The 13,000-nt window shown below is 43.2% G+C and carries 10 protein-coding genes and 1 pseudogene; 2 read left to right on the forward strand and 9 right to left on the reverse strand.

Going from position 1 to position 13,000, the window contains the following annotated elements; translation table 11 throughout:
- The first annotated feature begins 1,053 nt into the window (after positions 1-1,053).
- Positions 1,054-1,923, forward strand: coding sequence for a DMT family transporter (locus BLV00_RS21470; protein WP_093046954.1), 870 nt, complete (start codon positions 1,054-1,056; stop codon positions 1,921-1,923).
- Positions 1,924-2,092: 169 nt separating this feature from the next.
- Here BLV00_RS21470 and cysI read toward each other — a convergent pair whose 3' ends face one another.
- From cysI to BLV00_RS21515, 9 genes are all read right to left on the reverse strand, one after another.
- Positions 2,093-3,844 carry an assimilatory sulfite reductase (NADPH) hemoprotein subunit gene (cysI, locus tag BLV00_RS21475; protein ID WP_093046955.1) on the reverse strand — a complete coding sequence of 584 codons (1,752 nt, stop codon included), beginning with the start codon at positions 3,842-3,844 and terminating at the stop codon, positions 2,093-2,095.
- 35 nt (positions 3,845-3,879) lie between these two features.
- Positions 3,880-5,721, reverse strand: a complete 1,842-nt coding sequence (locus BLV00_RS21480) for an assimilatory sulfite reductase (NADPH) flavoprotein subunit (RefSeq protein ID WP_093046956.1) — start codon at positions 5,719-5,721, stop codon at positions 3,880-3,882.
- Positions 5,722-5,866: 145 nt separating this feature from the next.
- Positions 5,867-6,670: a uroporphyrinogen-III synthase gene (locus BLV00_RS21485; RefSeq protein ID WP_093046957.1), complete on the reverse strand. Its 804-nt coding sequence runs from the start codon at positions 6,668-6,670 to the stop codon at positions 5,867-5,869.
- Positions 6,667-7,326: an NAD(P)-binding protein gene (locus BLV00_RS21490; protein WP_093046958.1), complete on the reverse strand. Its 660-nt coding sequence runs from the start codon at positions 7,324-7,326 to the stop codon at positions 6,667-6,669. Before BLV00_RS21490 ends, BLV00_RS21485 begins: the two co-directional genes overlap by 4 nt.
- The gene (locus BLV00_RS21495) at positions 7,316-8,080 is read right to left on the reverse strand and encodes a sirohydrochlorin chelatase (protein WP_093046959.1); all 765 of its coding nucleotides are present in this window, start codon (positions 8,078-8,080) and stop codon (positions 7,316-7,318) included. The genes BLV00_RS21490 and BLV00_RS21495 overlap by 11 nt, the downstream gene beginning before the upstream one ends.
- Positions 8,081-8,102: 22 nt before the next feature.
- Positions 8,103-8,879, reverse strand: a complete 777-nt coding sequence (gene cobA / locus BLV00_RS21500) for a uroporphyrinogen-III C-methyltransferase (protein WP_093046960.1) — start codon at positions 8,877-8,879, stop codon at positions 8,103-8,105.
- 49 nt (positions 8,880-8,928) lie between these two features.
- On the reverse strand, positions 8,929-9,522 hold the full coding sequence (gene cysC, locus BLV00_RS21505; protein WP_093046961.1) for an adenylyl-sulfate kinase: 594 nt from the start codon (positions 9,520-9,522) through the stop codon (positions 8,929-8,931).
- A gap of 6 nt (positions 9,523-9,528) precedes the next feature.
- Complete coding sequence (gene sat / locus BLV00_RS21510) at positions 9,529-10,686, reverse strand: sulfate adenylyltransferase (protein WP_093046962.1); 1,158 nt, start codon at positions 10,684-10,686, stop codon at positions 9,529-9,531.
- Positions 10,687-10,716: 30 nt separating this feature from the next.
- On the reverse strand, positions 10,717-11,451 hold the full coding sequence (locus BLV00_RS21515; protein WP_093046963.1) for a phosphoadenylyl-sulfate reductase: 735 nt from the start codon (positions 11,449-11,451) through the stop codon (positions 10,717-10,719).
- A 355-nt stretch (positions 11,452-11,806) separates the two neighbouring features.
- On the opposite strand from BLV00_RS21515, the pseudogene BLV00_RS21520 reads away from it, so the two are divergent.
- Positions 11,807-12,716, forward strand: a pseudogene (locus tag BLV00_RS21520) (sulfite exporter TauE/SafE family protein).
- Positions 12,717-13,000 lie beyond the last annotated feature (284 nt).

Here is a 13,000-nt window from a genome sequence, read left to right on the forward strand (position 1 = left end):
ATCAAATCCAGGTTAAGTGGCATGAGTCCCGTCAAATACCGAGAACGTGCCCAGTTAACTGCTTGAATTAAAAAGTGTCCAATATTAAGGGGTCATTTCATTTTATGGGGGAACTAACTTCATTTTTACAATTTACTGTACCAATGAAAAGGTAAAATTATTCCTTAATTCATTTATAATAACCGAAAAATGCGTGACTGATATTCCGCTTGCTCATGACCTTTTTGATACATCGGTAAACTTAGTTTCTACCAGTAACTTGGTACATAGTTTATGTATTTTTCAAGTTAATTACAATTTAGTTAAAACATAGGGACAATGAAGTTTTTTATTTAGTTATGTGGTAAAAAGTAAGTAAAGGAAGGCTGAATTGAAGAAAGGGGTAACCGAATGTATATTATCGTCCGTAAAAATAATGGGGTTACGGAAACCTTGAAAAAATCAAACAGCCGCGTGAAGAAAACTTTTTATGACTTTTATACCGCACATATGCTTGCACAGAGACTTAATTCGAATACACATTCACGAATGCAATGGGATGTTAAACAGAAGTAAGCAGGTTTATGCCTGCTTATTTTTTTGCGAAAAAGAAATACCCTCTAAGGTAAGTGACTAAACAACTTTAAACACTACCTCTGAAGCCCCCCAGTCCTCTATTGAGTAATCGCCGCCCCCCAATTGTTGAAACTCGAAATTGAGTTAACTTGAGGCTGCAGTAATTTTGACCTCCTCTTTTTTCCTTCGATTCCCTGACCGTAATATTTATATTATATATTGTTACACCTCTTATAACTCACGATCTAATATAACTTAGACAATAACCTATTGTTGTTTCATTATTCTTTTAGAATATACATCTGTTCCTATTGCATACGTATGTTTACGTATGAAAAATTAAAGGAATTACCATTAACAGCTATTTTAAAACATATGTTTAATTAGGTGCGTAAAAAGGATTGATTGGCCCTTGAATTCAGCGCTATTAAGGCAATGTTAATTTTCTAATAGCGTGATCAAAAAATCGTACCATTACTTATCTTTAGGAGGCATACGATGAGATTTGCAGGTGTAGGCTTAGTTATGCTAGCCGCTATATGCTGGGGCATTAGCGGGGGAATTGCCGATATTCTAATGACCAAGGGCTGGGATCCAATGGTGATTTCCCTTTACCGAGGGGCTGTTGGGTTTATATTTTTCTTCGCGTGGTTTCTCATTCGCTTCAGAAAAAATTGGACCTTCTCTCCCCGTTTATACGTATGGTCGCTATTAGCAGGTGTTGGTGTTGCGGGAAATTTCACTTTTTATTTTCTCGGCATCCAGGCTTCAAGTATTGCTGTTGCTGCTACTTTAATGTACACCGCGCCTGTGTTTGTCCTGTTAATCTCCTTTTTATTACGTATGGAGCGTTCGACTTGGTTCAAATGGGCCTGCATTTTCGGTGTACTGATGGGGATTGTCCTGCTTACTGGCGTCTACAACACAGAGTCTATTTCCGTAAGTTTTGCAGGGGCGGCAGCGGGGCTTGCTGCTGGCCTTTCCTATGCCTTGTTTATATTTGGGTTTAAAAATGCCTCTTCAATCGGAAAACCACAGACCACCTTAACCATCGCCTTTTTTTCCTTTTGCCTGATCCTTTTACTTTTTACGGACAATAAGGAAGCAGCTAGTGTGTTGACCTCAAGTGACATCGGATGGTTTCTTCTATTAGGGGTCGTGGGGGCTGGAATTTCCTTTATATTCTATGTGATTGGTATTCGTCGGACTGCCCCGACAACCGCTTCGATGGTCGCTATGGTAGAGCCGGTGACAGCCTCAATATTTGGCGTTTTGCTTCTTGGAGATCATATGAGCCTCATTCAACTTCTTGGAATGGTGCTTATCCTGGTTACAGTCACCGTACTCAGTGTCAAGCAGTCCGACTGAAAAAAGTCATGTCCAGTAAACAGATGGAATGGAGCAATAGTTAAACAGCATTTTCTAAATAACAAAAGAATTAGGTACCAAAGAAAAAGGAAGACAGTTTAAACGATGCTGTCTTCCTTTTCTCTTATATGGCTTCATTCTCGATTTCATTTACCATCCGTAAAATAGACTACTTATGCATTTCGTTTCCGCTTTTATCACTGGTTCGATTATGGAAATCGAGACCAGAATGTACTTCCTCTACATAACCCGCACGGATAACAAAATCTCCGAAACGTTCGTTGTCCTCTTTCTTCTCTGCATAGTCAAATAAAATAGGTTTCAATTCAGCAAGAATTTCTTCTTCACCTATATTTTCACGATACAGTTTATTCAATCGGTCGCCGGTGAATCCGGCACCCAGGTACATATTATATTTACCTGGTGCTTTCCCAATGAAGGCAATCTCGCCCAATGCAGGACGTGAGCATCCATTGGGACAGCCGGACATGCGGATGACTATTTCCTCCTCTTCAAGACCTGCTTCTTTAAGAATATCTTCGATTTTATCCAGCAGCACAGGCAGATAGCGTTCGGACTCGGCCATTGCCAACCCGCATGTAGGAAAAGCTACGCAGGACATGGAATTTCTTCTCAGAGCAGAATTCTCTTTACCATCGGTCAGGCCGAATTTTTGAACAAGGTCATTGATTTCGGACTTCTTTTCTTCCGTTACATTGGCAATGATTACATTCTGATTGGGAGTCAGCCGAAAATCACCAGTATGGATCTTAGCAATCTCCCTTAACCCTGTCTTCAGCGACTGTTCTTCGATATCCTGGATCCTTCCATTCTGGATAAATAAAGTCAGATGCCATTTCCCATCCCCTTTCATCCATCCATAACGGTCACCGTTATTTTCAAAGTGGTAAGGACGTTGTTCCTCCAGTTCCCATCCCAGTCTTTCATTCAATTCCTGGATAAGCCAATCTACTCCATGTGTATCAATCGTATATTTGAACCGGGCGTTCTTCCGCTCGGATCGGTTTCCATAATCGCGCTGGATGGTAATGATGTTTTCTGCAACTTCCGTAATTTTATTGGCAGGACAAAAGCCGATAACCCGCCCTAGCTGAGGATAAGTGTTTGTATCTCCATGGGTCATGCCCATGCCGCCACCGGCAGTAATATTAAACCCTTTTAGTTCACCTTCTTCTACTATAGCAATGAATCCTAAATCCTGTGAAAACACATCTATATCATTGGAAGGAGGTACGGCGATCCCAATTTTGAATTTTCTTGGCAGATAGTATTTACCGTACATTGGCTCGATTTCCTCTGGTTCTCTGCTATCAGCTACTTTTTCCTCATCCAGCCAAATTTCATGATAAGCTTTCGTTTTTGGAAGAAGATGATCGCTTAATTGCTTTGAGAGATTATATACTTCTGCATGTGTTTCGGACTGGTATGGCTGAACATTGCACATGACATTCCGGTTGACGTCTCCACAAGCGGCAATGGTATCCATTAGCGACTGGTTCATCTTTTGAAGACTTTTCTTCATATTCCATTTTAAAACGCCATGAAGCTGGAATGTCTGACGGGTTGTCAGTTTGAGTGTCCCATTTGCATAATGATCAGCTACCTCGTCCATAGTAAGCCATTGTTCCGGAGTTGCTACACCTCCTGGCAAACGGACACGCACCATGAACTGATAAGCTGCTTCCAGCTTCTGCTTTCTACGTTCATTGCGTACATCCCGGTCATCCTGCTGATAGCTGCCATGAAATTTCAATAGCTTTGCATCTTCATCCTTTATTCCCGCTGTTATCGGGTCGGAAAAACTTTCCTCAATGGTACCCCGGAGATAGTCACTATCTTCTTTTATTTTTTCCATTTCACTGGGCGGGCCATGGTGATGCTTCGTTTTCTGGTCTGTCATACCTAAACTCCTTTCCCCTATATGTCCCTGTTTACCTAGTAAACGTCACGCTGATATCGTTTTTCCTGTCTCATTTTACTCAGGTAATCTTCTGCTTCTTCCTTTCCCAGACTGCCTTCCAGTTCCAATATGGTCAGCAGGGCACTTTGAACATCATGAGCCATATGCTTTTCATCGCCGCATACATAGATGATGGCTCCTTCGATCAACCATTGATAAAGTTCTTTGCTTTTTTCCAGCATACGGTGCTGCACATAGACTTTCTCCTCTGTGTCCCGGGAAAATGCGACATCCATCCTGGTAAGCACACCTTCCTTCAGCCACTTCTGCCATTCTGTCTGGTAGAGAAAGTCTGATCTAAAATGCTGCTCACCGAAAAACAACCATGTCTTTCCCTCTGCTCCGATTTCCTCCCGTTCCTCCAGGAATGCCCGATAAGGTGCCACCCCTGTGCCTGCCCCGATCATGATGATAGGCGTATCAGGGTTTTCCGGAAGTTTGAAATTAGGGTTATGCTGAATATAAACAGGAAGTGTATCGCCTCGATGGGACCGTTCTGCACATTGGACGGAACATACACCCGAACGGCTTCGACCGTGTGCGTCATACCTTAATGCTCCAATGGTAAGATGGACTTCATCAGGATTGGCTTTCAAGCTGCTCGCAATCGAATACAGTCGCGGTGGGATTTTCCTTAATATAGCCACGAACTCCTGTGGGGAAGCTTGCAGTTTATAATCCTGGATAAGATCAAGAACATCTCTTCCTTCCAGATACTCTTTCAAGGCTTCTTTCTGTTCCGGGGCGAGAAGGATTTCCAACTGTTTGTTTCCGGTGAGCTCTGCTGCCTGTTCCAGCAAAGGCTTCGTCAACCGGGTGATTTCAAAAAAGGAAAGGAGAGCTTCACGTATGGACCTTAATTCTCCTTGTTTATCTACCTGTACCGATGCCTCAGGATTCCAGCCCAATGCTTCTATAAGCTGGTCGACCAGGACAGGGTCATTTTGTGGAAATATCCCTAAACTGTCGCCGGGTTCATACGTAAGATTAGAGCTTTCAAGATCCAGTTCAATATGTCGTGTCTCTTTATTTGATCCCCTGCCATTCAGGTTCAGGTTCTCCAGGATTTCCGCATCAAAAGGTTTCTTTCTTGAATAAGCAGGTGCTGAAGATTGTTCTTTAGCTTCTGTTTGTGGCGCTGGAGCGTTTCCTTGCCCACTCCGGCTTTCCTTTAACGTGGTTAATACCCCTTCAAACCATTCTTCTGCAGGGTCCTCAAAATCGACATCGCAATCAACACGTGGATGAATCCTTTCCGCTCCTAATTCTTCCAGACGTTTATCAAAATCTTTTCCTGTCTGACAAAAATATTCATAAGAACTATCGCCAAGGGAAAGGACAGAGAAACGGACATTCTGAAGTTTTGGAGCCCGTTTACTATGAAGAAATTCATAGAAAGATAGAGCATTATCCGGCGGATCTCCTTCACCATGGGTGCTGGCAATGACCAATACATCCTCTGCATCCTTAATGGACTTCGGTTTGAAGTCATCCATGGAAGAAAGTGTGACCGTAAAATCTCTCTCTTCCAGTTTCTTAGTCAGTTCGTCTGCAAGCCCCTGCCCATTCCCTGTTTGGGAACCGAAAAGAACAGTTACTTCGCGGGCAGCAACCGCTGACTCCTGAACAGAAGCATGGGCAGTTGATACCTCTTCACCGACAGGCCCCTCCATTGTTGCTGCTGATTCTCCGCCAAAAGAAGCTGCCAGACAACCGCTTAACCATATTTTCTGCGCCTCTGTCAATGTTGGCAGAAGGCGGTTCAGATGTTCTACCTGCTCTTGAGTAAATGGACTATTCTCTACCTGAAACTGCAAATCTACCCACCTCACAAAAATAATCATTAGAAAACTTGGCTTATCGCCAAACACTTATAGCGATTCTTATACTTTAACTCTTTAACAAAGTTTAACTTTCTTAAAGTATTAATTACTGCGTACAAAAGTTTAATTTCTATCATGTTTATCTACTATTCCCTTGCCGATAGTGATGATCAATTGCCACTACCATTGCCCCCATTTTAGAATCCACGGGCTGAAGAACATCTGTAATACCTTGTGCTGATAACTCCCCCGCTGTCACTTTCCCAATGGCTGCTGCTAACACTTTATGGTTGAATGCTTTCACTAAAGTTTTACGGTCTGTATCGTCCTTGAATAAATTCCTGACCTGAGTTTTACTGGTGAATAAGACTGTATCCAGATAGAGGTCTGCAATGTCAAATTTCAGACTTCTGATTACTTCGGTAAGCGGCTTTTCATAATGATAAGGCTGTGAAAGATAAACAGAATGTCCGAGATGATCCAGGGAGTCTTTCAATCTGGCATCATCCTGGTTATAAGCCTGTAAAAAAATATCACCCTGTGTGGAATCCGCCGAAAAAGCGGAAAGAAGACTTTCCATCGTTCCATCTGAGGAAACACGTTCTGCCTGGAGAGAATTCTCCTTCAGCCATTGCATTGTTTTCTTTCCTCTGACTGCCAATTTCGTCTCGTGCAATTTGGTGAAAAATTCTTTATGCACCCCTGCTGTTTTTGCTGCTTTTTCCAGAGTTACTGCTCCTATTCCTGTGGTTAAAACAACCCAATCAAATGGTTTTTCCAGGAAGTCATAGATATTCTTCCTGCTTGTGTCCTCATTCAGATGCTGCATTCCCTGCAGGGGGTAGATAACGGGGATTCCGCCTTTATTGCGAATCATTTTACTGATGACTTCGGCTTTTCTCTCTGCGGCTATCCCAATACGTTTTCCCTCCAGACTATTCACACCTCTCCACCTCCTTCTGCCAGTCTCTTAAGCCATAGGATAGTTTGCTGCTGTTTTTCTTCACTCATAAATGCTTCATCTAAGAGTTCATGAAGAAATTGGCTCTTCTCCTGTTTAGTAAGAGGAGAATTCTTAATCAGCTGCCGGCACTCATATAAAAAATCCACATAAGTTTCATAATCAGATTCAAATTGATTTTCCAGCTCTTCTTTTATTCGGGAAGTAAGCATAGGACTGGCCCCATGGGTAGTTACGGCAATAGTCAATTTTCCCCTTGTCAGAAAAGCAGGAAACTGGACATTCCCCTCACCGGCTTCTGTAGCAGCATTCACGAGCGGTACGTCTGAAGATGATTGAAGTACAGATAAATTGACTGATGGGTCATCAGTTGCCACGACGGCCATAAATGCCCCTTTGAGATCACCAGATTGAAAAGGTTTCTTCTCCCAATTGACTTTATTCTGCCGCCACATCTCCTGTATTTCCACTTCCAGTGCTGGACTGATAACAGTTATGACAGCCCCACTCTGCAGGAGCGTCCTGGCTCTTTTAGCTGCCACCTTTCCTCCCCCGATAATGATGACCTGTCTGGACTCGAAGTCGATCATCAATGGCTGAAAATTAACTCCTTGCTGTTCTGCAAATTTATTCCGCACGATTATATACCTTCAGCTTTCTACCCGGAATGATTTCATAGACCCGTTCCGCCAAAGCTTCAACCATTTTAGGGTGATTACCGAGGTGATTGCACAAAATCACATGATGACCGTCCTGCTGATATTCCCTGACCTTTTTTTGCATCGACTGTATTAAAATGCCGGTGAACCAGAGGTATGGCACAACAATTGTGTGCCTATAACCTGTTTGGATGGACTCTTCAAGACCTTGTTCAAAGGAAGGTTGACAGGCAGCCAAGTAACAGGTATCTACATTCATTCCATCCAGTCTTTGGCGAAGCTTCTCCTGAATCTTCTGTAAAGCCGCAGGCGTTTCTGGATTACGGCTTCCTCTCCCCACCAGGAGAATATTAGTATCCGGATGAATTGGACCATGTGTTTCCTGGATACGCTCGATTAAAATATCGATCAGCCGATCCTGGACTCCCAGCGGCTTCCCGTATTGAAACTCAATAGAAGGATACGCTTTTCTGGCTGTTTCGATTTTCTTAGGGATATCCGTATAATAATGTCCTGCACGCAGCAATAAGACTGGTATAACCGCAATCTTATCTGCTCCCTTTTCCACTAGAAGTCTGATTCCTTCTGCCATATCCGGCTGAGCTAATTCCAAGTAACAGATTTCCTGAAGTCCGATACCTACCTTGAGCTGAACGGAATGAATGCAATCGACAGCTTGCCGTCTTGCCTCCGGGATCCGACTTCCATGGCTGACGTAAAGTATTCCTAGCATAATAACCGGACCTCCTTAATTCCTACCCGACAACAGAGTTGACAGCCGGTGTTTCCACTGGTTTCATCTGCTCAAACCATTGCAGCTGGTCACGAAGCTTTACGACTTCCCCCACAATGATCATGGAAGGGTTATTTATACCTTCCGCTTTTTGTCCGATATCTTCCAGCGTTCCTGTCACTGTGAACTGATCTTCGGTCGTACCCGATTGCACAAGGGCCACCGGTGTTTCACGATGACATCCATTGCGCATCAGCAACTCACAAATTTCCGGCAGTTTTTTTACCCCCATATAGATGCAAAGCGTATCCATGCATTTTACAACGTGTTTCCAATACGCTTCTCCTTCTGAACCGAGCTTGCTTACACCTGAAATGAAAGCAACAGAAGAACTATAATCACGATGGGTGACAGGGATGCCAGCATAAGCAGGGGCAGCCACCCCTGAGGTAACGCCGGGTACTATTTCAAAGGGTATCCTTCTTCTGGCCAGCTCTCCGGCTTCCTCTCCTCCTCTGCCGAAGATAAAAGGGTCGCCCCCTTTTAGACGGGTGACTGTTTTTTCCTGTAAAGCGAACTTGCAAAGCAATCCATTTATGGTTTCCTGGGTAAGTGAATGATTATCAGGACTTTTCCCACAGTAAATAAGTTCAGCGTGAGCCGGAGCTTCTTCAAGCAGTTGTTCATTGATCAGCCTGTCGTATAATATTACGTCTGACTGCTGGATTACTTTCAGTCCTTTTACGGTAATCAGCTCAAGATCACCAGGCCCTGCTCCGACTAAAAATACTTTTTTCATTGTTAGTGATCACTCCTTTTCCCCAAACCAAACTTATTATTTGGCGCCTTCACAACCAACTTTTTTTCTCGAGAAAAGAAATAAGCTGCTCCGCACATTCATCTACACTGAATGCGTTGGTCTGCAGTACCAGTTCTGGTGATTCTGGCGCTTCATATGGGGAATCAATTCCCGTAAATCCTTTTATTTCTCCTGTTCTTGCCTTTTGATAGAGGCCTTTTGGATCCCTGTTTTCACATTCGGATAACGGACATTCTACATGGACTTCCAGGAAGTCTCCTTTCACAAACATGTCACGTACACGGGCTCTGTCCTCCTGGTAAGGAGAAATGAATGCTGTCAGTACAATTGTTCCGCTGTCCGCAAACAGCTTGGCGACTTCCCCGATCCTTCGGATGTTTTCTTTTCTATCCTCTGGTTTAAACCCCAAGTCAGTATTCAATCCATGCCTAATGTTGTCTCCATCCAGGATATAACTTTGAATTCCGCGCTCAAACAACTTTTGGTTCACTCTGTTGGCACTACTTGATTTCCCCGAACCAGACAACCCGGTCAGCCAGATGACTCCGCTATGATGACCATTTTTATCCCGAGAGTCTTTCTTATTTACGGAAGCTTGGTGCCATACGATATTGGATTCCACAACGGTTCACCCTTCCTGTCCTTGTTTAACTGCTTCCTTATGCTTCAACCCTGCGATCAGTGTTTCTGCAACTTCCGGACGGGTGAAGGTTTTAGGCGGTTTCTCTCCGTTTCTTAAGAGTTCACGAACCTTAGTCCCTGATAGAATCACATGCTGGTCATCTTCATGAGGACATGTTTTATGGGAAGCCATCGCTTCGCAGGCAATGCAGTAAAAGCTATGTTCGAAAAATAGAGGTGTAATTCCCAGTTCTCCCTCTTCAAATTGACTGAAAATCTTTTGGGCATCATAGGTGCCATAATAATCTCCCACACCCGCATGGTCACGCCCGACAATGAAATGAGTACACCCAAAATTCTTGCGGACAAGCGCATGGAAAATTGCTTCCCTCGGGCCTGCATAACGCATTGCGGCATTAAAGACTGCCAGTGTGACACGGTCTGCAGGATAATATTTTTCTAATAGCACCTGATAGCTTTCCATTCGCACATCACTTGGAATATCATCACTTTTCGTCTCGCCGACCAATGGATTCAGGAATAGTCCATCCACAATTTCCAATGCTGCTTTTTGAATATATTCATGGGCGCGGTGAACCGGATTTCTTGTCTGAAAGCCGACCACCCGTTTCCAGCCGAGCTCTTTGAATAATGCCCTTGTTTCAGCTGGATCCAAGTAAAACTTTTTATCATGTTCCCGGTTGGGACGCTCAAGTAATTGAATTTTCCCGGCGACATAAAAATCAGGCCGGTCATATAATTTCTTGACCCCAGGATGCTGGTATTCTGTCGTCAAATATACTTGCTCTGCTTCCCTCTCTTTATCTGGATGGTAAATCTCTTCGATTTCTATCCGTCCATAAACGGTCTCATCCTTACGTAACTCTGCTGTTTCTCCTGGGTTTAAGCTTTCTGCCTGTTCCTTAGAAACTGGCAAAGTGATTGGGATACTCCATGGTGTCCCATCCACAAGCCTCATTTTTTCGACTACAGATTCATAGTCTTTTTTATTTAAAAAACCTTCTATTGGGCTGTAGGCACCAGTAGCAATCAGTTCGAGATCGCTTAAAGCCATAGCATCCAGCTCGATACTTACTGATGCTTCCCTCCCGTTTACTCCCAGCTGGTTCACGAGTTTTCCTCCATGGGGTTCAATTAGTGTCATAAATGGTTCCTCCTTATTCTGAATTTGAGTCTATTTCTGTTCTTCTGAGGGAACATGCAGACCGCATTCTGTCTTGTTAAAACCGCTCCATCTTCCAGCTCTTGAGTCCTCTGTTCCATCCACAGCAAATGTACAGGGAATACAGCCGATACTGGGATAATTTTGATCATGAAGTTCATTGTAATCCAATCCGTTTACTCTGATATAATCCCATACTTCATCCCAAGTCCAGTGGATAAGCGGACAAACTTTAATTGATTTGAAGCGTTCGTCTTTATTGATAAAATCAGTCTTGCTTCGGCTCAAGGATTGCTCCCGCCTCAATCCGGATATCCAGGCATCCACACCGCTAAGGGCATCCTCAAGAGGCTTTATTTTCCTGATATAACAGCATTGGTCCGGATTCTTTTTCCAAAGTGCTGAACCATGCTGTTGTGATTGCTCTTCCAGTGTCAAATCAGGCTTTTTCATATGAATAACCAGGTCAGGATATCTTTTTTTCACTTTTTCAATCAGGTCATAGGTTTCCTGGAAGTGAAGCCCGGTATCCAGAAAGACAATTTCTGCATCTCTTTTCACTTTTGAAATCAAATCAATTAACACGATGCCTTCCGCCCCAAAACTGCACGCATAAACAAGAGAATTTCCATATGATTCATAGGACCACTGTAAGACTCTGGCTGCACCTTTTGTGGCATCATCAGGCTCCCAGCCTTTAAAAGGGTCTCCAGGAAAATCCTTATAAGTAATTGCAGGTTTAACCATTTTCTCCCTCCTATCAGGGTAGTAATCATTTGTGGGAGGACAGCAGTGGTCAGCTGCCCGTCAGATAATCCATTTTTAGTTGATTAATCCGATAAAATAACTTGGTTTTTAAGGGTTGATAAACATGATATGTGGAATCAGAAATAATGTCAATAGATTTTTAGAAAATTTGAGTTATTCACTTTTTTATTAACGGTTCCACCTTGACAAGCGCCGAATTCTCCTTTAGATTAATACCTATTATTAAAAAACGCTTTGGCTCCTATCACGATTTCTTGTGTGGCAGGATTTTTTTTAACACTTAATTCCGACTAATCTCATAGGATTAGTATCAATAGAAAGGAAGAGGATGTACATGAGGAAATTGATGATTTTTACATTGGTAGGTTTTTTTGCCCAGTTAATTGATGGTGCCCTCGGCATGTCTTATGGATTGACCTCGTCGACACTATTAATCGCTTATGGTGTCGCACCAGCGGTAATTTCATCTTCTATCCATATGGCTGAAATAGCGACAACAGCTGTCTCTGGGTATTCGCACTACAAATTTGATAATGTCGACAAAAAAATTAGTACTGCCTTTAATCATCCCCGGATCCATCAGCGCTTTCTTGGGCGCCGCCTTTTTAAGCAGTTTACCAGGTGAAATAATCAAGCCCTTTATATCTATTTTCCTACTCTTACTTGGCGTGTATATTGTCTTGCGCTTTTTATTCTTTGACACGACACGTGTCAGCTCAACAGCAGAAAACATCCCAATGAAAAAACGCTTTATCTATCCTTTAGGTGCATTGGCGGGTTTTTTAGATGCTGTAGGAGGTGGTGGCTGGGGGCCGATCAATACGCCAGTCCTTCTTTCCAGAAGAGGAGCGGTTCCCAGAAAAGTGATCGGTACAGTGGATACAAGTGAATTTGCAATTACTATCTCTGCCACTTTGGGCTTTGTACTATTCTTAGGCTGGGAGCAATTTCAATGGATATGGGTAGCAGCCTTTATGATTGGAGGTGTGGCAGCAGCCCCATTGGCTGCCTGGCTTGTCCGGATTGTCCCTTCTTTTCTCCTAGGGGTGCTGGCGGGGGGATTTATCATACTTACCAATGTACGAACACTGCTTCATTCAGGGAATATCCCAAAAGAACTGCTCCTCGTTATCTATGGCATCTTGCTACTTGGATGGATAGTAGCGATTATCACTACCATTCGGAAAAACTTACGCTTTCAAAGAAGCGAAAAATTTCCGATGGAGTCAAGCTATGAAAACTGATTATCTTTACCCTAAATACGGTTCGTACTATTACGTTTGCTCTGTCAAAGCTCCCTTTAGTTGAAGACTCAGTTTCGAGACTTTAGGTTGCAATGATGGAGGCTGGGAAAACGGATCGCTTTCCGTGGGCATGTGGTGAGCTTCCTCAGGCTTTGAAATGACCCCTTAATATTGGACACCTCTCTAATAATAGGAGGTGCGTGTATGAAAAGATTTACTCGAGAAGAAAAACACCAAGCCGTTAAAAGATATTACACAGAGCGCATAAGCTACCGTGAATTAGG

It is taken from the genome of Thalassobacillus cyri (assembly GCF_900107755.1).
In the GTDB taxonomy this organism is placed as follows: domain Bacteria; phylum Bacillota; class Bacilli; order Bacillales; family Halobacillaceae; genus Thalassobacillus; species Thalassobacillus cyri.

Bases quoted from the DNA above. Each gene is read 5' to 3' on its own strand.
- BLV00_RS21515 (WP_093046963.1), bottom strand. From the start codon at position 11,451: ATGGTTAAACCTGCAATTACTTATAAGGATTTTCCTGGAGACCCTTTT.
- sat (WP_093046962.1), bottom strand. From the start codon at position 10,686: ATGACACTAATTGAACCCCATGGAGGAAAACTCGTGAACCAGCTGGGA.
- cobA (WP_093046960.1), bottom strand. From the start codon at position 8,879: ATGAAAAAAGTATTTTTAGTCGGAGCAGGGCCTGGTGATCTTGAGCTG.
- BLV00_RS21470 (WP_093046954.1), top strand. From the start codon at position 1,054: ATGAGATTTGCAGGTGTAGGCTTAGTTATGCTAGCCGCTATATGCTGG.
- BLV00_RS21495 (WP_093046959.1), bottom strand. From the start codon at position 8,080: ATGCTAGGAATACTTTACGTCAGCCATGGAAGTCGGATCCCGGAGGCA.
- cysI (WP_093046955.1), bottom strand. From the start codon at position 3,844: ATGACAGACCAGAAAACGAAGCATCACCATGGCCCGCCCAGTGAAATG.